16 protein-coding genes, 1 other RNA gene and 1 CRISPR repeat array are annotated in these 25,851 nt (G+C 44.9%); of the genes, 8 read left to right on the forward strand and 9 right to left on the reverse strand.

Going from position 1 to position 25,851, the window contains the following annotated elements; genetic code table 11:
- Window positions 1-154 precede the first annotated feature (154 nt).
- Together ssrS and Q5691_RS23720 are read right to left on the reverse strand one after the other, a co-directional pair.
- Window positions 155-342, reverse strand: a non-coding RNA gene (gene ssrS, locus Q5691_RS23715) — 6S RNA.
- Between the two features lie 50 nt (window positions 343-392).
- Window positions 393-1,655: a 5-(carboxyamino)imidazole ribonucleotide synthase gene (locus Q5691_RS23720; RefSeq protein WP_333347436.1), complete on the reverse strand. Its 1,263-nt coding sequence runs from the start codon at window positions 1,653-1,655 to the stop codon at window positions 393-395.
- A gap of 337 nt (window positions 1,656-1,992) precedes the next feature.
- On the opposite strand from Q5691_RS23720, the gene purD reads away from it, so the two are divergent.
- Both purD and Q5691_RS23730 read left to right on the forward strand, forming a co-directional pair.
- Window positions 1,993-3,273: a phosphoribosylamine--glycine ligase gene (gene purD, locus Q5691_RS23725; protein ID WP_333216507.1), complete on the forward strand. Its 1,281-nt coding sequence runs from the start codon at window positions 1,993-1,995 to the stop codon at window positions 3,271-3,273.
- 169 nt (window positions 3,274-3,442) lie between these two features.
- Window positions 3,443-5,608 (forward strand): ATP-binding protein, encoded by a 2,166-nt coding sequence (locus Q5691_RS23730; protein WP_333216509.1) that lies wholly within the window; start codon window positions 3,443-3,445, stop codon window positions 5,606-5,608.
- 120 nt (window positions 5,609-5,728) lie between these two features.
- On the opposite strand, the gene Q5691_RS23735 is transcribed toward Q5691_RS23730, so the two are convergent.
- Entirely contained in the window at window positions 5,729-7,084 is a 1,356-nt protein-coding gene (locus tag Q5691_RS23735; protein ID WP_333216511.1) for an O-antigen ligase family protein, read from the reverse strand.
- 33 nt (window positions 7,085-7,117) lie between these two features.
- Here Q5691_RS23735 and Q5691_RS23740 point away from each other — a divergent pair, with 33 nt between their 5' ends.
- From Q5691_RS23740 to Q5691_RS23755, 4 genes are all read left to right on the forward strand, one after another.
- Window positions 7,118-8,548, forward strand: a complete 1,431-nt coding sequence (locus tag Q5691_RS23740; protein ID WP_333216513.1) for an SLBB domain-containing protein — start codon at window positions 7,118-7,120, stop codon at window positions 8,546-8,548.
- A gap of 24 nt (window positions 8,549-8,572) precedes the next feature.
- A complete protein-coding gene (locus Q5691_RS23745; RefSeq protein ID WP_333347440.1) occupies window positions 8,573-9,760 on the forward strand; it encodes a hypothetical protein in 1,188 nt (395 codons plus the stop codon).
- Between the two features lie 63 nt (window positions 9,761-9,823).
- Window positions 9,824-10,966: an IS4 family transposase gene (locus tag Q5691_RS23750; RefSeq protein WP_333217163.1), complete on the forward strand. Its 1,143-nt coding sequence runs from the start codon at window positions 9,824-9,826 to the stop codon at window positions 10,964-10,966.
- 59 nt (window positions 10,967-11,025) lie between these two features.
- The gene (locus Q5691_RS23755) at window positions 11,026-12,087 is read left to right on the forward strand and encodes a polysaccharide biosynthesis tyrosine autokinase (RefSeq protein WP_333347443.1); all 1,062 of its coding nucleotides are present in this window, start codon (window positions 11,026-11,028) and stop codon (window positions 12,085-12,087) included.
- Window positions 12,088-12,335: 248 nt separating this feature from the next.
- Here Q5691_RS23755 and Q5691_RS23760 read toward each other — a convergent pair whose 3' ends face one another.
- The 4 genes from Q5691_RS23760 to Q5691_RS23775 form a co-directional block, all read right to left on the reverse strand.
- Window positions 12,336-13,235 carry a S1 RNA-binding domain-containing protein gene (locus Q5691_RS23760; protein WP_333312224.1) on the reverse strand — a complete coding sequence of 300 codons (900 nt, stop codon included), beginning with the start codon at window positions 13,233-13,235 and terminating at the stop codon, window positions 12,336-12,338.
- 99 nt (window positions 13,236-13,334) lie between these two features.
- The gene (locus tag Q5691_RS23765) at window positions 13,335-14,081 is read right to left on the reverse strand and encodes a dienelactone hydrolase family protein (protein WP_333347446.1); all 747 of its coding nucleotides are present in this window, start codon (window positions 14,079-14,081) and stop codon (window positions 13,335-13,337) included.
- Between the two features lie 902 nt (window positions 14,082-14,983).
- Window positions 14,984-19,307: a CRISPR direct-repeat array (repeat unit 37 nt; unit sequence GCCGGAAAAAACCTAAAACCCTATCAGGGATTGAAAC).
- Window positions 19,308-19,388: 81 nt separating this feature from the next.
- Window positions 19,389-20,591 carry a glycosyltransferase family 4 protein gene (locus tag Q5691_RS23770; RefSeq protein WP_333347449.1) on the reverse strand — a complete coding sequence of 401 codons (1,203 nt, stop codon included), beginning with the start codon at window positions 20,589-20,591 and terminating at the stop codon, window positions 19,389-19,391.
- Window positions 20,592-20,847: 256 nt separating this feature from the next.
- Window positions 20,848-23,166 carry an IMS domain-containing protein gene (locus Q5691_RS23775; RefSeq protein ID WP_333347452.1) on the reverse strand — a complete coding sequence of 773 codons (2,319 nt, stop codon included), beginning with the start codon at window positions 23,164-23,166 and terminating at the stop codon, window positions 20,848-20,850.
- Between the two features lie 458 nt (window positions 23,167-23,624).
- On the opposite strand from Q5691_RS23775, the gene pdhA reads away from it, so the two are divergent.
- Both pdhA and Q5691_RS23785 read left to right on the forward strand, forming a co-directional pair.
- Window positions 23,625-24,662 carry a pyruvate dehydrogenase (acetyl-transferring) E1 component subunit alpha gene (gene pdhA, locus Q5691_RS23780; RefSeq protein ID WP_006634162.1) on the forward strand — a complete coding sequence of 346 codons (1,038 nt, stop codon included), beginning with the start codon at window positions 23,625-23,627 and terminating at the stop codon, window positions 24,660-24,662.
- A 241-nt stretch (window positions 24,663-24,903) separates the two neighbouring features.
- Window positions 24,904-25,356, forward strand: a complete 453-nt coding sequence (locus Q5691_RS23785) for a clan AA aspartic protease (protein ID WP_333347455.1) — start codon at window positions 24,904-24,906, stop codon at window positions 25,354-25,356.
- A gap of 85 nt (window positions 25,357-25,441) precedes the next feature.
- Here the strand turns inward: Q5691_RS23785 and Q5691_RS27795 are convergent, their stop codons facing one another.
- Both Q5691_RS27795 and Q5691_RS27800 read right to left on the reverse strand, forming a co-directional pair.
- Window positions 25,442-25,591 carry an MrcB family domain-containing protein gene (locus Q5691_RS27795; RefSeq protein WP_445305846.1) on the reverse strand — a complete coding sequence of 50 codons (150 nt, stop codon included), beginning with the start codon at window positions 25,589-25,591 and terminating at the stop codon, window positions 25,442-25,444.
- Window positions 25,548-25,697: an MrcB family domain-containing protein gene (locus Q5691_RS27800; RefSeq protein WP_445304858.1), complete on the reverse strand. Its 150-nt coding sequence runs from the start codon at window positions 25,695-25,697 to the stop codon at window positions 25,548-25,550. Before Q5691_RS27800 ends, Q5691_RS27795 begins: the two co-directional genes overlap by 44 nt.
- Between the last annotated feature and the right edge of the window lie 154 nt (window positions 25,698-25,851).

Consider the following 25,851-nt stretch of genomic DNA (forward strand, 5'->3'; position numbering starts at 1 on the left):
TTGCACTTTACTATTGAGCGCGCGATCAAATAACCCAGGCCACGTAACACGCGGGCGATATATTCAGCAAGCCCTAACTATGAATCAAAGCGTTTATCTCAAAAAAAAATAGGCTAGCTATATTTCACAGCGCCTATCTCAATCAAAATTTTAATGGTTCCCCGCAACGCCGTCTTACCTCAGCTTTTGACCTGGTATTTTACCAGGTGGGTACCGTTGGCTCGGACTTAAAGTTTCTGGGTACAAGCCCAGTTTACTGCTGTCCAAACATCTTGATTCCCGAGAGTTAAGAGTTATAGATCAAAAAAACATTATTGGCAGTCACCAACGTCGCAGTAGAACCTTTATTTAATATATACCAACTAACCAGATTTTGGCAAGCTTCGAGCAATTTAACTTGCATACCAGATAGATTCAACGGTTTGAGCCAGATCCTTTGCTGACGATCGCCCCTGAGCCACCAAGTCCGCGTCGAGCACAACTGTAACGTGACCGAGTTTGCGACCGGGACGCGATACTTTCTTACCATACCAATGGACAAAAGCACCACTAATTTGTGCCAGTTGTTTTCTTTTTGCTAAATAATCGGACTCAGCCGACTCGTAACCTAGCAAATTTACCATGACAGCGCCTGCACATTTTAAATCAGAATTCCCTAAAGGCAGTTGACAAACTGCGCGCAAATGCTGTTCAAATTGTGAAGTTTCGCAAGCATCGATCGTAAAATGTCCCGAATTGTGGGTGCGGGGTGCAATTTCATTGACTAACAGCTTATTGTCGGCGGTTAAAAATAATTCAATGCCGAATATGCCGACAGCTTGCAAACTGTTGAGGAGAGTGCGGGCGATCGCACAAGCTTCATTTTTCACATCTAAACTAATATCAGCGGGCGCAATCACCACATGACAAACCTGATTTTGCTGCTGAGTTTCTACGATCGGATAAATCGCAATTTCGCCAGTTGCCGATCGAGCCGCAATCACAGCCAATTCGCGATCAAACGGCACAAACTCTTCCACTAGCAAAGACTGACCTTGGAGTGTAGCACGAATTGACTCAAAACTCCCCCGATCCTTAACAATAAAAGTACCTTGGCCGTCATAACCGTGGCGGCGAACTTTGACCACAAAGGGAAAGTCGATCGATCCAGCACCCGAGTCTCCTGCAATCTGCACGCTGTCAGAAACAGAAATTGCCCGAAAGTCGATCGCCACCGCCTTAAACAATTCCGGGGGCAAATCCGCACTGCAATCCCATTCCCAAAACCTCGGAGTTGGCAAACCCAAACCTTGTAAATAACAGCGCTGAAAGTACTTATCCAACAAAGGAGAAAGCGACGACAAACTCGGCTGAAATAACACACCTTGCTCTTCTAGCGACCGCAAACCATCCAAATCCACAAACTCATTTTCAAAAGTAATAACATCGCAGCCAGCAGCCAATTGAGCCGTAGCCAAAACATCATCAACAGCAGCCAAAACAGCATCAGCAGCAACAGAAACTGCCGGGTCAGTAGCATGGGGAGTTTGTACTACCAATTCAATACCGAGCGCCCTAGCAGCATCCCCCATCATCCAAGCTAGCTGGCCGCCGCCGACAACGCCCACCCGCTTAAATTTTGCAGACGAACTCGCAGCGGTTTGATTTGATTTCATGTGAGTAAAATTCCCAGAGTCAACCTGCCTATCTTATCGCTATTTGTCCCCGCATCAATTATAGTAATTGCAGAGTTAAAAGCCAGAAAAGAGTTTTAATTGCCTGATTAAATCGAGGCAGAACCCAGAAAAATTGGGCGGCTAAAGTCTTTAATTATTGCACCCTCCCAGCCATTGATAAACAGCGGTAGAAGCCCACTCCTCCAGAAAAGTGCCACATCTAGCAATTCCCTAGCGCCAAGCATGGCATAATTGACAGCACTGCAAAAAGCAGATAGACAGATGCCAACACTGAAAATCAGACATTCAGGGAACACAATTTATAGGTGAGGATACTGTGAAAGTTTTAGTTGTGGGAAACGGAGGTCGCGAACACGCGATCGCAAAAAAACTTCTAGAATCTACGCGGATTAAACAAGTATTCTGCGTACCGGGCAACGGCGGCACAGCTACCACCCCAGGCTGTCAAAATCTGTCGCTCAACATCGACGACTTCCAAGGCATCGAACGCTTTGTGATGGTCAACAACATCGGATTAGTCATCGTTGGCCCAGAATTGCCCCTATCGCTAGGCATCGCCGACTATTTCCAACAGCGAAAAATGATGATTTTCGGCCCCACCAAAGCCGGCGCCCAAATTGAATCCAGCAAATCCTGGGCCAAAGAATTGATGCTCGAAGCAGGCATCCCCACACCCAAAGCTGCCGTATTTACAGACGCAGAAGCAGCAAAAGCATACGTTCTGGAACAAGGAACCCCAATAGTCATCAAAGCAGACGGACTCGCATCAGGCAAAGGAGTCACCGTTGCCACCACCGTCAAAATGGCTCACAGCGCCATCAACACCATTTTCCGAGGCGAATTCGGCACCGACAACATCCGAGTCGTCGTCGAAGAATTTTTAACAGGTCAAGAAGTCTCGATTCTCGCCCTCACCGACGGCATCACAGTGGAACCGTTGCTGCCCGCCCAAGACCACAAAGCTATCGGCGAAGGCGACCAGGGAGCCAACACCGGCGGTATGGGAGCCTACGCCCCAGCGCCCATTGTCACCCCGGAACTCATGGAAAGGATTCAAGAAGAAATTCTCGAACCCACGCTGGCAGCACTGCAAAAACGCAAAATCGACTATCGTGGTGTACTCTACGCCGGTTTAATGATTACCCCCGACGGAGAACCCAAAGTCTTAGAATTCAACTGCCGTTTCGGAGATCCCGAAACTCAAGCGGTTTTGTCACTGCTGGAAACTCCTTTAGAAGATTTGGTGCTGGCCTGCTGTCAGCAGCGTCTCGGTGAATATTCTATTCGCTGGAAGTCGGGGGCCTCTGTTTGCGTAGTTTTGGCTTCTGGGGGCTATCCTGGAAGTTATCAAAAAGGCAAAGTTATTACAGGTATCGAGGAAGCTGAAGCCAAGGGAGCAGAAGTGTTTCACGCCGGCACCCAGTTGAAGCAGCAGCAGTTGGTGAGCGACGGTGGCCGGGTTTTGGGCGTCACCGCGACGGGAGAAACTTTGGAACAAGCTATTTCCAAAGCTTATGCAGCAGTTGATTGCATCCAATTTGAAGGCGTCTACTGCCGCCGGGACATCGGCCGCCGAGCTCTGGGCGATAAAAATTAGGAATTGCGACATCGGCCGCCATCCGAAAGCCAAGCAATCTCAATGTAGAAATGTAACAATGAAGTTTGGTATCTATGCGGTGGCGGTAGCGGACAAGTCGCAGCAGAAAATTCGATCGGAGCCAACTGAATTGATCTTGCTATTAATATTGAACTGGTGAACTGGTGAAATGCTGGCCATACTAAACAAAATCGGAGAAATTATTGCCCGCTGGTGGTCGGATTTTACCCTCCAGACCCGTCTGATGGCGGCTGCTACCCTCGTAGTGTCGTTAATTATGAGCGGCCTGACATTCTGGGCGGTGAATACTATCCAGCAAGACGCCCGACTTAACGATACTCGTTACGGCCGAGACCTGGGCCTGCTGTTGGCGGCCAATGTGGCGCCGCTGATTGCCAAAAACGATCGCTCCGAAGTCGCCCGCTTTTCCCGCCAATTTTACAGCAGCACCTCCAGCGTCCGCTATATGCTTTACGCCGACGAAGCCGGGGATATTTTCCTGGGGATACCCTTTTCGGAATCCGAGGTGGAGACTTCCCTGACGCTGCGCCGCCAGATCAAACTTCCCGATAATTTTCTCGCCGATATTGAGGCGAGAAATTTAACTTCTTTGCCTTTGGTACGGCAGCATTTGACACCAGATGGAGAAGTTACCGATGTATTTGTGCCGTTAATTCATGAAGACAAATATTTGGGAGTTTTGGCGATCGGCATTAACCCTAATCCTGCAGCAGTTATCTCTTCAAACCTGACTAGGGATGTCACTTTAGCAGTATTTGTCACTATTTGGGTGATGGTAATTTTGGGAGCTGTATTTAATGCCCTGACAATTACTCAGCCGATCAAACAATTAGTCTTCGGGGTCAAAAACATTGCCAGCGGGAATTTTAAGCAGCGAGTTGACCTCCCTTTGGGTGGAGAATTGGGCGAGTTGATTGGCAGTTTTAACGAGATGGCCCAGAAACTCGAAAGTTATGAAGAACAAAATATTGAAGAGCTGACAGCGGAAAAAGCTAAGTTAGAAACTTTGGTTTCAACGATTGCTGATGGGGCGCTGTTGCTGGACGCAAATTTGCAGGTGATTTTAGTTAATCCGACAGGGATGCGGATTTTTGGATGGGAAGGCAAAAATGCGCTCGGAGTAAATGTTCTGAACATTTTGCCTTCGGAAGTGCAGCAGGACTTGGCGAGACCTTTGCAGGAAATAGCTGCGGGCGATCGCGAAGGCGGCGAATTTCGCATCTCTCTGAGCGAACCAGTTAACCGTACAATTCGGATTGTTTTAACTACTGTCATTCTGCACAAAGCGCCCGGTGCCGAACCGCTGTGCAAAAGCTGCATCCGCCATGAGGAAGATACCTGTAACGAGCCACAACGCCCGGTAGCTGTAGAGTGTACTTTCTACGAGCAAACCTCCAAGTATCAAGGTTCCGGAAATTACCGAGAAAGTCTCAAAGGCATTGCAATGACAGTGCAGGACATTACTCGCGAAGTAGAACTCAATGAGGCTAAAAGCAATTTTATCAGCAATGTTTCTCACGAATTGAGAACACCTTTATTTAATATCAAATCTTTTATCGAGACTCTCCACGAGTACGGAGAAGACCTTCTAGAAAGCGAGCGCAGGGAATTCCTAGAAATTGCCAACCGAGAAACCGATCGACTAACTCGTTTAGTTAACGACGTGTTAGACTTGTCGCGACTGGAATCCTGCCGAGTTTATCACTTGGAAGCTGTTGATCTCCCGCAAGCTGTGGAGCAAACCCTGCGGACTTATCAGTTAAATGCTAAGGATAAAGGCATTGAATTAGAGCAAGAAGTAGACCCGTATTTGCCGCCTGCTTTAGGTCATTACGATTTGTTACTGCAAGTATTTGCAAATTTAGTAGGAAATGCCTTAAAATTTACTCAGTCCGGCGGCAAGGTGGCCATTCGAGCATATTTGCTAGAGCCGGAGACGCCCACCCACAAAGACGGTCAATCCGTCCACCACAACTTGTCACCGGATGCTCAACATTGTCCGGTAGTGCGGATCGAAATTTCTGATACTGGAATAGGGATAGATCCTGAAGACCAACAAGCAATCTTCGATCGCTTTTTCCGGGTAGAAAACCGAGTACACACTTTAGAAGGAACGGGATTAGGTCTTTCTATTGTCAGAAACATTATTGACAAGCACCACACTAAAATTAATTTAGTTAGCGAAGTTAATGTGGGTACGACTTTCTGGTTCGACTTGGCAGTTTATCAGCCGAAAAAAACAGTAGAGATGGAAAATTCTTGGCCAGTGGAAGCAACGGTGGAGAGTGAAACAATTGCGAGTCATATTAAGTGAGCCCACTTAATTAAACGTAAAATGCGATCGGTGTTAAAGCCCCGACTTCTTTAAGAAGTGGGGGAAATGCCTATTCTTTGTAAAGATTCTCCTCATAGGCCTGACCAAACGCTGACATCATCAGTGTGGATTATCATTAGCTGTCCTATCTAAGCTCAATTTTACCGATAAAACTACATACCAACACCAATAAGTACCAACCCCCAATAGTCCCCCCTCTGTCAAATTAGTCATTAGCATAAATGTTAATAAATACAAAGGCAAACCTGACTCTGGAAAACTTCCTTTAACTAGATACTTTATACCTCTAAATATATTATTCAAGAATGACCCAATAAACAACAAGAGTCCGGTCCAACCCAGCTCGCAAAGTATATCAAGAAAACCATTGTGAGAGTGGGGTGGCACAAAACCAGTTTTAGCTACTATAATTCCGTAAGCGGGATTTTCCGAGCCACGCCAAAACTGCCAAAATCCTTTCATTCCATAACCAAATATGGGATGATTTTGATTAATTCGATCAATAATTAAAGGCCAAAAATCGGTTCTACCGGTTAAAGTCATATCTTTTTTCAAACCATCCACAATAATAGCCTCTAAATTATTTAACACCAAAATACTTATACCTATACTACCGACCAAAAATAAGATAAAGCAGAGAAAAGCCCATTTTACAGGTAATCTTTTTAAGAGGGCTAAATAACTCCACAAACTGATTAAGACCACTGTTAAAATCCGACTAGCACCACTACAACCTTTTTGCAATCCTATTAAAGCTATTAAAATGATAAATAATGATAAATATCTATACTTAGGCTCCTTAAAAGCATATAAAATCCATAAAGAAGCTGTATTAGCCATTTGAAACGAAAAAGGGTTTTTATGACCTAAAACTCCTGTCCAGCAACCGTCCGGAGCTGCATTTGTTTTCACAACTGACCATAAAGCTAATAAACCAGTTAGCCATCTCAATAATCCATAAATTTCTGACCAGCTATACACTTTTCCTACATAAATAGAAACCAGTGTTACTCCCCAAATAGCAAAAATAGCCCTAAAAGTCATTTCAGGAGTTTGTGACCACAATCCCGATAAAGTCAGAATCAACAAAAACAAACCTAAAAAAATGTCTCCTGCTATCCATTTAATGCAGATATAAACTGTTTTTTGGGTAGTTTTAGTTAAGCGGGGAAATATCATTAATATCATAGCCCCATAAATGGCAATTTGACCAATCATCGTTGGGGGTGTAGTTTCTAAGTTGTAGAAAACGTTAGGATGGAGTTTGGTAAAGGGCATGGTCATGATACCCGATCCACCTGTTATGGTAAAAAAAAGTATCCCCACAAAAATCTTTTCTAATGTGGCACCCAATTTGGGATGGCGTGCGGCTAAAATATAAATAGTCACAAAAACGATAAGCGTTAAACACAATAGCATCAACGCAAACATCGGCACCCTTAAAATATCTCTCATGGCTTTACCTCTATCATAAATTTGTTACTACCTATGAAATGGCTTACTCTCCCTGCTGTACAACTGCCACTGCTGGCGCTGGTACTCACTTTCTCCTATCCTCAAACCAACCTCGCTCAGTCGCCCGCCCCCGCAACAAGTATTAATACTGACTACTATCTAGGTGGTGGAGACAATATTAGAATTGATATCTACGATCTGCCCCAGCTTAGTGGGGAGTATCAAATTCCCGCTGGGGGAGCTATTCAAATCCCCATTATTGGTAGTATTGCGCTTCAAGGATTAACTTTAGAACAGGCAGCCCAAGTTATCAGTAGAGCTTATGGGCAGGTCGTAAAAAGACCTTTAGTTACAATCAGTTTACAAGCTGCCCGCCCGCTTAATATTTGGTTATCGGGTGAAATAAGTCGTCCCGGCTCCTACTTATTGCCCCTAGCTAATGGAGGCGGAAACAGACCATCAGTTCAGTTTCCCACGCTTCCTCAAGCTTTAGAAAAAGCTGGGGGTATTCGAGCTAGCGCTGATATTCGACGAATAATTGTGCGGCGTCGGCTTACGACTAACAAAGAAATAACTATCACTTATAATCTGTGGGATTATTTACAAAGTGGTCAGACCAGCCAAGATATCACCTTGCGAGATGGAGATCAAATCTTGGTTCCCCCTCAAGAAACAATTAATTTAGCAGAAACAAATCAACTTAGTGAATCTAATTTTTCTATACCAGCAGAGCAACCCCGTACTGTTTCAGTATTCGGAGAGGTGAAGCGTCCCGGTAGATATGTAGCGATTGGTGGTGATACCCAAAATGGTGAAAGAACTAACGGACAGCCGACCATTATTCGTGCTCTACAACTAGCTGGTGGAATCACATCAATCGCCGATATTCGCCAAATCCAACTCCAACGTTATACTAGAGGTGGCAAACAACAAATTAGAACTATTAACCTCTGGCAATATTTGCAAGAACAAGATACCTCTCAAGATACTATACTACAAGAAGGGGATATCATCTTTGTCCCAACAGCGACAGCGATCGATCCGGGAGAGGTTTCTGTTCTAGCTAATGCTAGCTTTGCTCCGGGGACTGTGCAAGTGAGTGTGATCGGAGAAGTCAATACTCCGGGTGGACTCAAATTACCTCCTAATACTACCTTAAATCAAGCAATTATGAGTGCGGGGGGGTTCAGACAAAGTCGCGCTAACTCTAGATATGTGGAACTGATCAGGCTGAATCCTAATGGCACTATATCCCGATCGCAAGTAGCAATTAATTTGAATCAAGGAATCGACGCTCAAAGCAACCCCCTGATTCAAGATAATGACATAATTATAGTGGCACGTTCGAGGACTGCTATCTTGGTGGACAACATTAACACTGTTCTATCACCAGTTAATAATATTATTGGTGGAATTCTAGTTCCCACCCGATTCATAGAGCTACTCAGACTATTAGGAAATTAGGAATTAAATAATAACATTTTTGCTATGGAAAAAAAACTGTTGTCTTCCCTAAAGAATGACCTTAATGGTCAATATTTGTCGGTTCCCTCCGCTAATTACCTAGCTAGTACCCCAGCAGAGGATGACCAAGTTCTTGATATGAATTGGGTACTAGCTGTCGTCAAACGTCGCCTTCTAGTGATGGGCATAGTAGCTGCCAGCATAGCTACTTTAAGCGGTAGTTTCGTGCTTAGGGCTGCCAAAAAATCTATTACTGAGTATGAAGGAAAATTTACAGTTTTAGCAGAACCCATTACGGCTGACTATCGGCTATCAAAGCTCTTGGTCCAAGCTCAAAACAACAGTTTAGGCATCACAGACTTGAACAAAATTAAATCATCAGCGGAAGAAGGCTCTTCGGTGGATTATCAAAGTTTATCGCGGGTTTTAAAAAGCCCAGAAGTGTTACTACCATTAGTTAATAAGTTGCAAACAAGATATCCAAACTTTGACTATAAAAATTTCAATAACCGCTTGATTATCCAACGCGTTACTTTCTTACGAGATGGGAAGCAGGGTGGTACTAAACTCCTAGATATTAGCTACCGCGATCGAGACCCCAAGCGCATCCAATATGTGCTGGATGAAACCGCCAAATATTACCTAGAATATATGGATCAAGAGCGTTTAAAAGTTAGCAAACAAAGTATTGATTTTATCGATCAACAAATGCCGCAACTCCAGCAGAAAGTAGATAAATTGCAACAAGAATTACAAATGTTAAGGGTTCAGTATAACTTTAACCAACCAGAACTACGCAGCCGCAGTCTATCAGATCAGCTAGATATTTTAACTAATCGTCGCCTAGAAGTGCAAGCACAACTGGCAGAAAGTAGGCTTCAATATGAAAGCTACAAAAAAAGATCGTTAACTGGCGATAATCGTTGGATTGTTGATATTAGCCCCAAATCTTATGAAAATTTAATTAGCAAAGTAAATGAAATAGACTCACAATTAGCTTTAAGCTCTACTCAATTTTATGAAAATAGCCTTCCCATTCAATCTTTGCGGGAAAAGCAGCAAAGTTTGCGTGATTTAATGAAAAAAGAAGCTGATGCTGTCCTGTTGCAGATGCAGTCACAAGTAAAACAGTTGGAAGCTCGCGAGCGGTTGATAACTAATAGCCCTGGGGGGGTAACAACCAGCCTGAAACCCAGAGGTGGTGAGGATTGAGGCAATGTGTGCTAAAAAAAGATAGGCAGCATAATTGTTACACGCTTGCCTATCCAAAAAATAATGATACCAACATTTTACCAGACTCATTTAAAAAAACAACTGACGAAAGCTCAGTTTCTTGTAATGACAATTTTGCTATCTGTGATCCAATCAGAAAAACAAGTGAGATTAGAAAGACTGGCACGGGTATTTCCTTATCCAATTACAACAGAAAGTAGGCGTAGAAAAATACAAAGATTTCTGGATTTACCAAACTTAACTATCTCATTAATTTGGTTCCCCTTGATTACTTATTGGTTGACCACTTATTGCCCCATTGGTACTCGTTTATCAATCGCAATTGACCGCAGTCAATGGGGGCGCATTAATCTTTTTATGGTTAGCCTAATCTGGGAAAAAAGAGCAATTCCATTATACTGGTCATTATTGCCAAAATTAGGAAACAGTAACTTGGAGGAGCAAACAGCAAATTTACAGCAAATTTTACCATTGTTTTCAGAATATAAAGTCATCGTTTTAGGGGATCGTGAGTTTTGTTCTGTTGATTTAGGAAATTGGCTTAAATCAAAGGGTGTGTCGTTTTGCTTAAGACTTAAAAAGAATCATTGTATCGAAATAGAACATTTAATTTGGCAACGGTTAGATGAATTAGGGATAGTACCAGGAACCTCTTTGTATGTTCAAGGAAAAAGAGTGAGAAAAAGTCGGCCTGCCACCGGATTTGAGCTTGCTTGTAAATGGAAAAGAAATTATGGGAAATATCAAGTTAAAGAAGCTTGGTTTATTCTCACGGATTTAGGTTCATTGCCAGCAGCAATCAATGCTTATAAGCAGCGGATGGGCATTGAAGAAATGTTTCGAGACTGTAAAAAAGGAGGCTACGATCTTGAAGGAACTAGCCTCGAAGGAAACAGACTTATTAATATGATTCTCCTGATGACGCTTGCCTACAGTTCGGCAATATTTCAAGGCACTGAATTGAGAAAAAAGCAGGTACAAAAATATGTATCTCGTCGCAAAGAACCCAAGAAAAAATATCGTAGACGGAGTACATTTGGTGTTGGCGTAGATGCCGAAAAGTGGGTTCATTATCTCGAACAATATTCTTTCGATGTGGAACAGTTAATGAAGTTAAGTCCTTCTAAACGCCGCTTTTATCAACAAGGTATGCGGGCTGCAACCCTTATACAGTCTATCTCGTAGACCTCTTTGTCACCCCCCCAGCTAATAGCCAAAATTTACTGCAAGCAAAAATCACTCAAATGCCCACAGCTCAACACCGCTATGATGACATACAATTAAAACTCGAACTAGCTAAAGATACTCTCAAACTCTTCCTCGAAAAACAAAAAACTTTACAACTAGATGCTGGTCAAATTGATGGCTCTTGGCAAATTATATCTAAACCAGAGTTAGTCACAAACGAAAATGGTGATCTCAACCCAGTAACAGAAAAACCAACCCGCCGTCACCTAGCAATCGCGATCGTTATTAGCACTTTACTAGGCATTGCTATAGGTTTCCTAGTAGAAGTTTTAAATACTGTTTTCCATACTCCAGAAGAAATTAAATCAGCAACTAAACGCCCTCTGTTGGGAGTTATTCCGATCGCCAAAGCGATGAAAATTAAATCTCGTAGAGGTGAAAGGGTTCCCGCTCAATTCACTAGCGTAAGTTCAAATACTAACAGTGAAAGCTTAAAACGAATAATAGTTTCAAATTCCAAAGATTTTCCTGTGGTAGAGGCATTTCACTACTTATACACAAATATTCAATTATTAAATGCGGAACACCCAATTAGTTCTTTAACCATCACTTCGACTCTTAAGGGTGAGGGTAAGTCCACTGTAGCAGTTTATTTAGCTAAAACTGCTTCTGCTGTTGGTAAACGAGTATTATTAGTGGATGCTAATATGCGTGTGCCTCAACTGCACACATACCTTGGTTTATCAAATATGAAAGGTTTAAGTAATGTTTTAAGTTCTGATTTAAGCTTAAATGAGGCTATTCAGCGATTACCCGACGATGACAATCTTTTTGTCCTCACTGCTGGTACTATTCCCCCCGATCCAATTAAATTACTTTCTTCGAGAAAGATGCACTATTTAATGGAACAATTCTTAGCCTTATTTGATTTAGTAATTTACGATACACCACCTTTAATGGGTTTAGCAGATGGTCATTTACTAGCTTCTCAAACTGATGGTACAGTGCTGATTGTAAAAATAGAAAAAACCGATCGCGGTCTGGTAAGCAAAGCTTTAGATCAACTAAATGTAGCCGATTTTAAAGTATTGGGAGTAGTAGCTAATGGGGTCAAATAACGAACGCTAAAATGAAGTTAGATAGCTAAAGGAAGAAGTAAGACTATTTTGGAGTTTTGATTGGCGAGAGGTATTAACTTAGTAGATAGGGGTTTGGAGTTAGCCTATAATGGGATTGTTTTGGGAAACTGGTAGAAGAAGTCGATCTAAAATGCAAAATAAGTAAATCAACTTAATTAAACGTAAAACGATCGCACTTTTACCACCCCCACTTCTTTAATAAGTCGGGGTGGTAATTATATCAAGACTTAAGAAAGAGTCTTTCTAGCACGTTCCGATCGCTCTTCTGCGGTATCCATAACATCCGCCATTTTATCCACCATTTCCCCTGGATAATTTTCCAGTACCCGAGTAGAAAGTGAAATTCGACCACGACTTTCATCGAGGTCAACCACGATCGCTTTTAGGGGTTGACCGGGAGCAAACACCTTGCCAAGGTTATCAATATATTTTTGGCTAACTTGCTTGATGTGCAGCAAACCGCTAACTCCTTCCAAGTCCACAAACACGCCAAAAGGCTTGATGCTGCTGACTTTTCCTTCCACCAACTGACCAATTTGCAAGTCCTTGAAGGCATTGGATTGAGTCGCCATCCGCTGGGAAAGTACGAGTTTTTCTCGTTCGCGATCGACCTCCAAAAAATTCACGCTCAAAGATTGACCGATCAGCGATTCTAGGTTATCGCGATCGACTAAGTGCGATCGGGGAATAAAACCGCGCATCCCCTGAACATCTACTGTCACGCCGCCCTTATTCGCCCCAGTAACCCGCACCTGAAGAACTTTACCGGTTTCCTGCAAATCAATTAAATCTTCCCAAGCTTGCTGAATTTGTAACTGCCGCAGGGACAAGGTAACTTGGCCATCTGCATCTTGTTCGCGGATAATCAAAAAGTCCCGTTCCTCGTCCAGCGGAACCACTTCCGACAAATCCGTTACTGTTCTCAAAGCAGCCTCTTCGATCGGCAAAAAAGCCGAAGACTTGCCGCCGATATCAACATACGCGCCGTTTGAGTCGTACTCGAACACTTTGCCGCGCACTACTTGTCCCTTCTGGAACTCGTAATTGTGCTGTTCGAGGGCTTTAGCAAAATCATCCATTGAAAAGGATGCTTTTGCGCTTTGAGAACCTGTAGATTTGGAATTCATGTCAGTTTAGTTGTCAGTTGTCAGTAATTTAGTTGGCAGTCGTCAGTAGAAAAAAATTTCCCACTCTCCCCATCTCCCTATCTCCCCATCTCCCACTCTCTAAGCTGGTTGAAGTTGCTGATGAAATAGCTGCTTCACCTGCACCCACGAGTCGGCTGCTGCCGTAGCGTCGTAACTGCCGCGGTGGTCGCAGAAGAAGCCGTGATCGGCATTGTAGCGGAAAATTTGGTGAGAAATACTGTGTTTTTGCAATTCTGCGGCGATTTGGTCAACTTGTTCTAAAGGAATGCTGGGGTCTTGAGTGCCAAAAAAGGCGTATAGAGTACCTTTAATGTCTGCTGTGCGGGCGATCGTGGGGGTTCCGCCGCCGGGGGTTTGGGTGGCGATACCGGCGCCGTAGAACGACGCTGTAGCCTTGATTTCGGGCAAAGTAGCGGCGAGGTAGGCGACGTGTCCTCCAAAGCAGAAACCGATGCAGCCAAAACCTTGTTGTTTGACAGAGGGTAGAGTTTTGAGGTAATCGATGGTGGCTTGGATATCGCCGAGAAGTTCGGAAGCTGTGGTTTTTTCTTTGTATTCTCTGCCGATTTGGATGGCTTCGGGTGTGTAGCCGGTTTCAAAGCCGGGGGCTTGACGCTGGTAAATGGCTGGGGCGATCGCCACATATCCTTCTTTTGCTATTCTTTCAGTAACTTCGCGGATGTGGGAGTTGACACCAAAGATTTCTTGAATCACGATAACTGCGGGAAATTGCCCTGGGGAGGCTGGCTGGGCTAGGTATGCAGCTATTTGCAAATCCCCGTTAGGAACTGTGATGTTTTTGGTGCTAATCTGGGCTTTTGTCATAGGTTGTTTTAAGGTAAATGCCACTGTACTGATTTTAAGTTAATTTGGGGATTCTGTATGCAATTGGCTAATAATATTTTTCGGAACGGCGAATCACAAATACCGCAAATATAGCAGGTAAAAATTCGCTTATTGTTGAAGGTTTAGGTTTCGATTAATAAGTTGGGGCAAATCAGTCCTAGCAATTAATTGGGGATTCAGTTTCTGTAGAATATAAGTTTTGGTCTGTGATTTTCTAAAGCATAGATTTTGATAAGTCTACGACTTGGCAGCTTTTATCTGGCTTTTTCGTGAGATTTTAGAGATCAGTGTCTAACTCGTTAGCTGTTGAATATGAGCTAAATTTTTTTGATATATCGGAGTTGTTTTTTAATCGCTTTGCTTTCTGGTTGGCGGAATCGTTTGAGGAGATTGATTCCGGCTAGGACTCAAGTCTAAGTTACGATGCCACGCCGAAAAAAGTCATCCAACCAGTTGAGGAGATTGATGCAGGCAAGGACTCAAGTCTAAGTTACGATCGCCACGCCGAAAAAAGTCATCTAACCCAAGGAAGACAGTATTTGGTTTTTTCCGCTGTGCGCTTGCTCTCAGGTTAAGATCGAACGTATTGGTGGGGTAGAGTCCGTTGAGCGCACAATATTTTTTGCTTAGTTTGCGTCAATGGGTAGGTGTTAAAATCGGAGTATCAAATTTTTTGGCTCAAACTCATGTGCAGCAAGAGTTTGATGCCCCTAGTGTGAAAAAAAGATAGACGCAAAGTCTGAAAGCTTTACAGGACAAGGTTTTTGAGTGAGTAGGGAAACTTGGGTATTGACAAGCCGAAGGCTGGAATGGTACTTTTCTTTTAGATGGACGCAACTGCACCTTGAAAACCAAATACACCAAGGCTTCTGGAACGGGCAGCCGGAAAAAACCTAAAACCCTATCAGGGATTGAAACAAGCCAGGTGCTCGCATTCTTGACTTGCAAACAGAGCCGGAAAAAACCTAAAACCCTATCAGGGATTGAAACATTTAAAGCTTAAAAACTTAGGGGAGATATACTTTGCCGGAAAAAACCTAAAACCCTATCAGGGATTGAAACTAATGGCGGCACCTGCCTTAGTGGTGTGCGATCCGGGGGCCGGAAAAAACCTAAAACCCTATCAGGGATTGAAACAGAATCTGCACTTTTTGAGGAGATTTTGAAAATATCAGAGCCGGAAAAAACCTAAAACCCTATCAGGGATTGAAACGTTCGCAGTCGGATTGGTGAACTCATACATCTCCGGCCGGAAAAAACCTAAAACCCTATCAGGGATTGAAACTGAATGGCATATAAAGCAACAGGATGCAGTACAGGGGCCGGAAAAAACCTAAAACCCTATCAGGGATTGAAACAGAAAAATTGAGAAGATTCAGTATAGGACTTATGCCGGAAAAAACCTAAAACCCTATCAGGGATTGAAACTTTCGTGAAAAAGTAATTCAATAGTTTGCTGGTAGTAGCCGGAAAAAACCTAAAACCCTATCAGGGATTGAAACGGCGTCGATCGTCCCCACTCCTACCTGAAAAGCAAAAGCCGGAAAAAACCTAAAACCCTATCAGGGATTGAAACTTCCCGAAGCAAATAGAGACACCGCTACTGGGTGCCGGAAAAAACCTAAAACCCTATCAGGGATTGAAACAACCATTTTGTCGCTTCTCTTTCCACGTACTCAGGCCGGAAAAAACCTAAAACCCTATCAGGGATTGAAACTGGCAATCCCAATTTCGGGTTGTTCCCGATCGGGGCCGGAAAAAACCTAAAACCCTATCAGGGATTGAAACTTGAAAATCCTAGTTCTTTCTTCCAATCTTGCTTGCCGCCGGAAAAAACCTAAAACCCTATCAGGGATTGAAACATTTGCTCCACTAGCGGTAATATCGCTGCGAGCGCCGCCGGAAAAAACCTAAAACCCTATCAGGGATTGAAACCTTTCTGACTCGGAAGAATTTCAAAAAGTAATCGCCGGAAAAAACCTAAAACCCTATCAGGGATTGAAACCAGAGTCGTAAGTGTATCTATGACCCATAAGAAGCCGGAAAAAACCTAAAACCCTATCAGGGATTGAAACCAACAAAAGCATGAACAGACGTAAATGCCATCCCTGGCCGGAAAAAACCTAAAACCCTATCAGGGATTGAAACGTTGAAACCGAGCAAACCGCAACCCCGCTGACCTGCGGCCGGAAAAAACCTAAAACCCTATCAGGGATTGAAACTTTAGCAATATCAAAGACTTTGCCGGGAAGCCAAAGCCGGAAAAAACCTAAAACCCTATCAGGGATTGAAACATTGATCGGACTTTATTACCTCCATAACTTTCAAGCCGGAAAAAACCTAAAACCCTATCAGGGATTGAAACTTACAAGTTGTTGGCCCGAAACATTGAAAACTAAAGCCGGAAAAAACCTAAAACCCTATCAGGGATTGAAACACCTGGTAGCTTTGCTACAATTTAATCTTGCTTTGCCGGAAAAAACCTAAAACCCTATCAGGGATTGAAACCTAGGCTGTTGTCAGCACTGATTTCTGACTCGACTAGAGCCGGAAAAAACCTAAAACCCTATCAGGGATTGAAACAAGCTACCAAGCCACGGGACACGCTCAAATAGGGCCGGAAAAAACCTAAAACCCTATCAGGGATTGAAACCCGCCGATCCAACTATACCTCAATCAAAAACTCGCCGGAAAAAACCTAAAACCCTATCAGGGATTGAAACAATTGCTTCGCGGATTTGGCGATGCCGGATGTTGGGGTGCTTGCGCCGGAAAAAACCTAAAACCCTATCAGGGATTGAAACGACCTCGCCATTTAGCAACTTGTCCGGCATAACGCGCCGGAAAAAACCTAAAACCCTATCAGGGATTGAAACGCAAAAGCGATAGAAAAAGGACGCAGTGAATTAAGCCGGAAAAAACCTAAAACCCTATCAGGGATTGAAACAATCGCTCTTTCTTTTTTCTTCTGTCTGTTCGAGCCGGAAAAAACCTAAAACCCTATCAGGGATTGAAACTATCCAAAAATTGACGACTTACCAAGATTCTGGGAAGCCGGAAAAAACCTAAAACCCTATCAGGGATTGAAACTCTTCTTGGGTAAGATTATCAAGACACTGCATTGCCGGAAAAAACCTAAAACCCTATCAGGGATTGAAACCGCTCAATTGCCAGTTGAGCCTCCATTTCTAGCTGAAACAGATAGCCGGAAAAAACCTAAAACCCTATCAGGGATTGAAACTTGCTTATGTTTAAGCTATAATTGTAAATACAAAATATGCCGGAAAAAACCTAAAACCCTATCAGGGATTGAAACTCAAATTTCCACTGTGGCGGCAAAAGCCTTGCAAGCCGGAAAAAACCTAAAACCCTATCAGGGATTGAAACCGCCGGGTGATGTGCAATTGATGCGGGTTGATGATGGCCGGAAAAAACCTAAAACCCTATCAGGGATTGAAACACAAGCTGCTTTTTGTATTCCAGGATTAAAATTTAGCCGGAAAAAACCTAAAACCCTATCAGGGATTGAAACAAGGCTTGGTTGCGTAAAGGCAAAATCTGCATAGGCCGGAAAAAACCTAAAACCCTATCAGGGATTGAAACGTCGCTGCTTGGCAAAATCGTTTTTCCACCTAGGCCGGAAAAAACCTAAAACCCTATCAGGGATTGAAACGCAAACGCGATCGCCAAAATCCGCAAACTCAATGGCCGGAAAAAACCTAAAACCCTATCAGGGATTGAAACGATCGCAGAGGCTGAGAGATTGCAGAGATTTGGAGGCCGGAAGCCGGAAAAAACCTAAAACCCTATCAGGGATTGAAACTTCCCAATATCTCCTGTACGAAAAATAGCATTAGAGCCGGAAAAAACCTAAAACCCTATCAGGGATTGAAACTTGACGGCTATGATAGCTCGATACTGCGACAGCAAGCCGGAAAAAACCTAAAACCCTATCAGGGATTGAAACGACAAAGATTCAATTAAATCATCAGCAACACCAAAGCCGGAAAAAACCTAAAACCCTATCAGGGATTGAAACATATTTCCCCCCCCCCCCGACATCAGAATATATTATGGCCGGAAAAAACCTAAAACCCTATCAGGGATTGAAACGATTGCGATCGCAGCAACAGCACCAACCAGTACCCAGCCGGAAAAAACCTAAAACCCTATCAGGGATTGAAACGCTTCTCATCTCGTACAGCTTCAAGAGCCCACTGCCGGAAAAAACCTAAAACCCTATCAGGGATTGAAACGTGCAGGATTTCGATGAGTGGCTCAAGCCCAAGGCCGGAAAAAACCTAAAACCCTATCAGGGATTGAAACACATACTGATATTGTTGACATTGGCACACACCCCCAGCCGGAAAAAACCTAAAACCCTATCAGGGATTGAAACTCTCGCTGTTGAAGATTGCACATAAAATAATTATTAGCCGGAAAAAACCTAAAACCCTATCAGGGATTGAAACCCATTTGATAACAAAGTCAGCGTTGAAAACCAGCGGACTTTGGCCGGAAAAAACCTAAAACCCTATCAGGGATTGAAACATGCCGCCGAAGCTGCAAAGTCTGCACGGTTACGCCGGAAAAAACCTAAAACCCTATCAGGGATTGAAACGTGCGGCAGCAGCTTGGGTAACTGCATTTTGTTGGGCCGGAAAAAACCTAAAACCCTATCAGGGATTGAAACGTATACAGTTTGCTGGTTTATAAAATTTTATTTTGCCGGAAAAAACCTAAAACCCTATCAGGGATTGAAACGGCATAATAAATTTAATAAAATCATTAACATAAACAAGCCGGAAAAAACCTAAAACCCTATCAGGGATTGAAACCAATCCCAACAAATGACCAACAATCGAAAAACTTAAGCCGGAAAAAACCTAAAACCCTATCAGGGATTGAAACGACTTATAGAAATTACGCGATCGCCAACTGTTAAGCGCCGGAAAAAACCTAAAACCCTATCAGGGATTGAAACTCTCCCCGCCGAAGTTCGCTCTCTTGTTTCTTCCGGCCGGAAAAAACCTAAAACCCTATCAGGGATTGAAACCGCGAGGGCTTGCAAGCTGAAGGGCACATCATCCGATCATGCCGGAAAAAACCTAAAACCCTATCAGGGATTGAAACTACAGGTAAACAGTATCAGTGGATTAACGATCCAAGCCGGAAAAAACCTAAAACCCTATCAGGGATTGAAACATAACCCGCGACAGTGGGAGCTACGGATGCCTTAGCGCCGGAAAAAACCTATTTCCCCATCTAGGGCTTGAAACGCTCAAACTACAAAATTATTGGCTCAAAAATAGACCTCTCCTCTCTCTTTTTATCTCCTCCCATAACCTCAAGCAATCGATCGACTACGCGCCTCCAAGTAAAATTTTCAGCCACAAAAGCCGGGCCCGCAACCCTCGCTTTCGCAGCGATTCCAGGCTGTTCGATCGCCCCTTGCATCAAATCACTCAAATGTTCCCACTCAGGAGCTAAGATAAATAACGTTTCCCCGTCACTTACCACACTCATAAATTTACTTTCAATCCGCAGTGCAAAGTCCGATCGCGTAAAATCATCCGTAGGGCCGCCCTCCGTGCAAATAACCGGCAAACCGCAAGCTGCAGCTTCCAACACCGGCAGATTAAAACCTTCTGCCAAATAGGGAGAAACATAAGCATCTGCTGCTTGGTAAAACTCTGCTATTTGAGCAAAAGATAGCTGGCTACCAGTATAAATTAATCTTGGTAAAACCCTTGCTCTTTCGGCATCGTTGAGCACAACTCGGCAGGCTTCAGCAATCTCGTCTCTGGACGGATAAAGCAGTTCAGAACCTTTTAAAACTAATCTCGCATCGGGATATTTGTCAACTACCGCAGCGAAGGCTTTTAATAAAGGGCGAATACCTTTGCGATCGGTTTGTCCGCCGATGTTTAAAAATATAAAATAGTTTGACCAGCCCAAGCTTTGGCGCAGTGATTGACGCCGATCGCCCGCAGCAGGATAATAAATCTTAGGATCGACTCCCAAAGGTACAACGGCAATGCGATCGGCCTCAACTCCGCTGCGAATTAAGCCAGCTTTTGACCAAGCTGAAGGTGTAATAATTTTCGTTTCTGAATTAACCGGGGTTTGGGCGATCGACTTAACACCCATTGCCTGTAATACTGAACTGGTAATAATCCCCCATTCTGTCGCTGCAAATACCCAAGTTTGAGCGCTGCTGGATGCCGAGAAGTCCCACGGGCAGTACATTCGCACGGTAACATCGGCTGACTGATTTACCGCAGGGCTCTTAATGCTGCGAAGTAATGTTTCATTTGGGCGATCGAACAAACTAATTTTCGTTTCCCAAGCTGCGTCAATGTAGGGCATATCGCGGTGGAAAAGCTCAATTTGTCCTCGCTGGCTATCGAGCATTTCCAGCAGTTGAAATTGATTGGCTACGCAATAGGAATGATAAATAAAACGCCAGCCTTCAACAATAATCTGCAATTCAAAACTCCCACTTTTGGAATTGAAAATTCACCTAATAATCAGAAACTGGTAATTAGTAATTAGCCAGCAAAAATTACCAATTACCAATTACCAGAAAGAATAGGTTTACAGCCAGAACCCCGATCAGGAGAAATTAAAAGAAGACTGTTCATTACTCCAATCCTCTTCGTTCCAGGTAGATGTCGGTATCCCAGGTCAACTGTCAACAGTCAACTGTCAACAGTCAACTGTCAACAGTCAACTGAACAATTCCTTACTTAATCACTTGCCAATCCATAATTCGCCACTGTCCCTCTTGACGGATCAAGTCGTAGCGCACGCGCAGGTTTTCGTTGCGGGAAGAAACGAGCTGATCGCGATCGAACACTTCGGCTTTTTCCGCGACTTGGGCTTCTACTTGAGCGCGATCGGGATTAGTCGGATTCGTCTTAACTCCATTAACTTGCAGCTTGTGTACGTAACGCTGGTGCGCGTTGTTTCGCTGTTGAGCTTCTGCCATCAATTGCCAGCGAGACAAAGCCGGTTCTGTCAGAACTTGCTTTAATTCTTCGACAGCGTGATTCGGACCCAAAGCCGCTGCTTTCGCCGACAGCCAGCTTTGAACTATTTGTCCGGCTGATTCCTCAGTGATTTCTCCCGACACTGCGCCTGCAGCGCTCGGCTCTGGGGCCGCGGCCAAGGCAGGGATTTCTAGGGGCGGTTCTTCCAGGCGGACAAGGGCTTGCTCTCCTCGGAGGGGGCCCGATAGGGCTTGCATGGCGCTAGCCAACAGACTGAGTATTAACCACAGGAGTAACAGGCTCAGGACACCTGCGACTAGAAACAAAGCCAGCTTGTTTGGAGGCATGGACTTAACTTGGGCGGTAAGTTCTGCTGCCTTGGTGCGCGCCCGATCGACAAAATCGCCCTTTAGCCCATTGCCGCTTGCTCCGCTGCGCCCTGAATGTTGGCGTCTGCGATGTTTGGAAGTCGATTCAGCAGGGTGTGGCACTGTAGCTATCGGGAGAGAGACAGGGGCAACAGCGCTCGGCGCGGCTACCGTTGCCGGGGATTTCGCGCCCGAAGCTGCGGTGGAAGCCTCGCCCGGTACGGGGGTCAATGTGACCATACTGGCTCCCTGCTTGGCTGTGGGTGGCTGTGCAGGTATGGCAGCGGGCGATCGGCCTGCTGTCGGTTGCAGTCGCCCTGGGAGCTTGCCGGAGCGGGGCTGCACCACGACCCATTCGTTGGCGGTTTCTGCGTCCTGTGGCAAAGCTTCTAGGTAAGCTTGTACTTTCGGGTCAGCAAAGTAGTCTTTCAAGGACACTGACTCGTTGGCCAAGTCGCGGAAGTGGGGAAACACTTCTTCTTGTAGCCAATGTTCTGCGTACAAGCACAGTCCGGGCAACAAGTCGGGTGAATCTTGGGAATGTTCGCGAATGAAGGCCAGGGGTTCTTTTTCCGAACTGAGTTCGAGGGCTCTGCTGGCTTCTTCTGTCTGGCCCAGCAGCAGGGAACAGACGGCTTTTTCTAGGTGAACGTCTTGGCGGCGACCGAGCTGCATCAGCATCAGCTTGGCGCGACGGATCATCGATGGCTGTCTGGCGGCAAATCCTTGGGCTAACAGGGTGTAGACCGATAGGTAAGTGGCGACTGCGGAGGGGCGGCCGGCTTCGGCTTCAAATAGCGCCTGCTGCTCGCTGCTGGTTAGGTGTTTACGCATTTGCTGCACGAACCGGAGGAAGTCTTCTATTCCTAAACCCGATCGATCATCTCCCGAACCGTCGATACCGCCTCGTTCTTGAAGCATTTCTCGCAGGATTTCCAGTCCCCGGCGACGCTCGGCGACTTTTTCTTCGGGAAGTGATAATAGCTCTAAAATGTTGTACGGACGGAGTTTGTATATGTCGGCTTGCATTTCACCCCTCACGCTTGCAAATAGGCTTTCGCGCAGCAGCAATTCTTGACCTGCTTCTAATGATTTTGCGGCATTTTCGTACTGACCTTGCTGCCACTGTTCGCGGCCGAGTTCTAGACAGGCAAGGCTGACAGTTAAAACTATATCTGGCCTCACGAGCTGGGGGTCGCCGAAACGACCTTCTGCGATCGCGATGCTGCCATTGTTAAGATACGGGCGACCCAGCTTCTGTACGAGTTCGTATTCCCCCAGTTCTTGCAGTATGAGCAGGGCTCCTACGAATTGGTTGTCATCGATTTCAATACTTGGAGTGTGGGGGTCGGGAGCAGCCTCTAAAGTCTTGGACTCTGGCGGAGCGGTTTCTCCTGTGTCTTGCAGGAAGGTGGCCGTGCCTGCTGAGGTTTTTGACCTCTGGTGCTTGGCTTCCTGTGCGGCTTCCGACTCTCGATCGTAAGTTTTGGCTAAAAAACTGGCATCGTAAGCTTTGCGCCCCTCTGAGTCTGACAGAACGGCGCAGGCTTCATCGAGCAGTTGTTTACGGGCGACGATCGCAACTTCGGAATACTCCCGGCGCGGAAGCTGTAAAGTTCGATCGCGGTGAGCCTGCTGCAACTGTTCGGCAGTAGCTTGAATCGGTAGACCCAAAATCCGGTAGTAATCTAGTGGAATTAACATAAGTTAAAGAACTGTCCACTTCCCCAAAGCGCTAGCAACTGAATTAGCCTATCTTAAGTGACATACTCCCGCAAACCAAATCAAAAATTCTGGTGTTGGAGTCCAACCGCCCCATTCGCGCTATGTTGGACTTGCCGTAGATATACTCTGATTTTTTTCGCTCTAAGGCGTTTTACAGTGAGGAAAATACCTTGCCCCACTGCCCGTCAGCTAAAGGAGTGGTTTGACTCTTGAGCATTTTCGGGTTTGAGAGTAATGGAATTATATCATTCGTTTGCATGGGGTTTAGATGGGAGTTTGTTCTCCGAGTCCCCGCAATCCGCCCCGCCTGCCAAACACATTTTAACAATTGGTGAACTGTTGCACAGAAAACGTTTGATCGTTTTCTGCTGCGGTTGTGTCCCATCTGGGTTTAAATTTAGATGTCTAGGAAGCCGATCGTCGGGTATTAATTATTTATGGTTCAGGAACGGACTTTACCAGTTTTTGACGCGCAAAGCGTAAACATTTCTCGGGATGAGGGCTTGATGCTCTACGAGGATATGGTCTTGGGGCGCTACTTTGAGGACAAGTGTGCTGAGATGTACTACCGGGGCAAAATGTTTGGTTTTGTCCACTTGTACAACGGTCAGGAAGCTGTGTCTACTGGCGTGATTCGATCGATGCGCCGGGATGACACTGATTACGTCAGCAGCACCTACCGCGATCACGTTCACGCTTTGAGCGCGGGCGTCCCGGCGCGGGAGGTAATGGCTGAGTTGTTCGGAAAGGAAACTGGTTGCTCGAAGGGCCGCGGCGGTTCGATGCACATGTTTTCGGCCGAACACCGACTGTTGGGAGGTTATGCTTTTGTGGCTGAGGGGATTCCTGTAGCTACGGGGGCGGCTTTTCAATCGAAGTACCGGCGCGAAGCTTTGGGGGATGAGAGTTCCGATGGCGTGACTGCTTGTTTTTTTGGCGATGGTGCTGCAAATAACGGGCAGTTTTTTGAATGTTTGAATATGGCGGCTTTGTGGAAGTTGCCGATTATTTATGTTGTGGAAAACAACAAATGGGCGATCGGGATGGCCCACGAGCGAGCTACTTCTGACCCGCTGATTTACAAGAAGGCTCATGCTTTTGGCATGGCTGGTTTTGAGGTTGACGGGATGGATGTTTTGGCGGTGCGGGAAGTGGCGAAAGAAGCTGTAGCGCGGGCGCGAGCCGGCGAGGGGCCGACTTTGATTGAGGCTTTGACTTATCGCTTTCGCGGCCATTCTTTGGCCGATCCTGATGAGTTGCGTTCTAAGGAAGAGAAGGAATATTGGTTCCCCCGCGATCCGATTAAGAAGTTGGCTGCTGATTTGATCGATCGAACTTTGGCAACTGCTGAAGAATTGAAAGAGATCGATAATAAAATTCAAGCAGTAATTGATGATGCAGTCGATTTTGCTGAGAAAAGCGCTGAGCCAGATCCTAGCGAATTGTATCGGTTTATCTATGCAGAAGATGAGTAAGCTTTTGTGCATTTAACTTGTATGTTTAGGGCAGCTAGGATGCCCAACCCCTACTCCCCACAAGAGTGATATATCCCCGTAGGGACAGGGCGAAAGCCTTTGTCCCTACTGCACTTCCTAAACCTGGAATACGCTGTAAGACTTACGTACAAACTCTACTTGTAGGGTTGGCACTGCGAACCTTACTACCATAAATTGTGGCTAGAATCAAAGGTAGACTTTATAGACGAAAAGAGGCGATATGATAAATCTCGATCGCGATCTAGCTCAAACCAGCAAAAATATGGGTGCAGTTCGAGTCAAAGTCAAGCTAACCAATGCCATTGATGAAGAGTTAGTCAAGAGAGGATTGCTCAATCCAAGTCTTTTGCGCGTGTATGAAGCAGAAGCACTCATAGATAGTGGTGCAGTACGCACAGCTATTCCTGTAGAAGTCTGCGAACACCTGGGTTTAAGAATTAGGAGTCAGGAAATAGCAAAATATGCTGATGGCAGACAAGAAACAGTGGGATTGACTGGGCCTATTATCATTGAACTGGAAGGGCGCGAGACAATTGAGGCGGCAATGGTTTTAGGCGATATGGTGCTAATCGGTCAAACTGTGTTAGAAACTTTAGATTTGCTAGTAGATTGCAAAAATCAGCGTCTAGTTCCCAATCCCGAAAACCCCGAAAGGCCTGTATTGAGAGTTTAATACTAAATAAAGTAGTTGCCTTTGGGATAGAATCAAGCTGAAGATCGAGAGGTTCAGAAAATTCCCTAAGCTAGTCAGAACCAAGCTAATCTGCTATTCCTTGATTGAGAGAAAGATAAACGCCAGAGAAGTCCGCGCGAAAAAAATAAACACAGTAAAACCCCGACTGGACATTCTCAGTTACAAGCTTGTTAAATATTGCTACCCAACCAAGGAACTTTAGCCCAAGAACCATTACCGGGTGAAGCTTTTACGCTATAGATTTCTGGTAATTCCCAGGAAGCACTTATTGATTTCGGCACTACATTTCTGACATAAGTAGCAAATGAATGTCCTTTGATGTTGTCGTGTCGTTACTGACCAATGGAGATTCAAACATGATTTTTTTAAGGGACTCTCTAAGCGCCATAGCCACTAATTAGGGCTTGCTGAATATATCGCCCGCGTGTTACGTGGCCTGGGTTATTTGATCGCGCGCTCAATAGTAAAGTGCAA

Source organism: Microcoleus sp. w1-18aA5 (genome assembly GCF_036701705.1).
Lineage (GTDB): Bacteria > Cyanobacteriota > Cyanobacteriia > Cyanobacteriales > Microcoleaceae > Microcoleus.